The 571-nt window shown below is 58.0% G+C and carries 2 protein-coding genes; both read right to left on the minus strand.

Going from position 1 to position 571, the window contains the following annotated elements:
* The coding region (locus tag AC1DXM_RS31985) for a hypothetical protein (RefSeq protein ID WP_477239559.1) at positions 1 to 247 on the minus strand (247 nt) is incomplete at its 3' end.
* Positions 248 to 295: 48 nt separating this feature from the next.
* Complete coding sequence (locus AC1DXM_RS31990; protein WP_477239561.1) at positions 296 to 502, minus strand: hypothetical protein; 207 nt, start codon at positions 500 to 502, stop codon at positions 296 to 298.
* Between the last annotated feature and the right edge of the window lie 69 nt (positions 503 to 571).

Consider the following 571-nt stretch of genomic DNA (forward strand, 5'->3'; position numbering starts at 1 on the left):
TTTGAGAGCCTTCGCCGAGCGAGTTTGTGAGCGGCCTCGGCAAGGTGATTGCGGCCTCGGCAAGGTGATTGCCATACGCTTCGGCGACGAATGCAAGGGTCATCAGGTCGATCAAGAAATCGTCGACTGCGCCCGCGACCACGTTTGACCGCCGCTCAATTTCAAGCACCAGGGTCCGTGCCTCTGCTAACGCAGCCTGCGGATCGCCCGCCTCGAGTAGCGCTTCAAGTCTATCGAAAACCTTCACCTAACCCCCGCGAGTTCGATCCACGCGCCCTGTCGATGCATGGAGAATTTAAGGGCGATCGGCATTGTCATCGAGGACGAAAGAAGCTGCAATTAGGTCATCGCCGTCAATGCGGCCGCTCTCTCCACCCATGATGGTTGCGACTTTCTGAAAGGTCTTGATGTCTGCCTCTGTGATGCGCGCATCGCGCATCCTAGCCCTGAGCGAGGCCAATCGGGTATCGAGGGCTGGCGAAATTTCGACGTCACTCATCATCTTCGTTCCTCCTGGGCGCCATGGGAGACTACTGCAAAAATGCTCCGCCGCCCTCGTGGTGATCGGAAG

The organism is Mesorhizobium sp. P3_A2 (assembly GCF_056403115.1).

Bases quoted from the DNA above. Each gene is read 5' to 3' on its own strand.
- AC1DXM_RS31990 (WP_477239561.1), bottom strand. From the start codon at position 502: ATGATGAGTGACGTCGAAATTTCGCCAGCCCTCGATACCCGATTGGCC.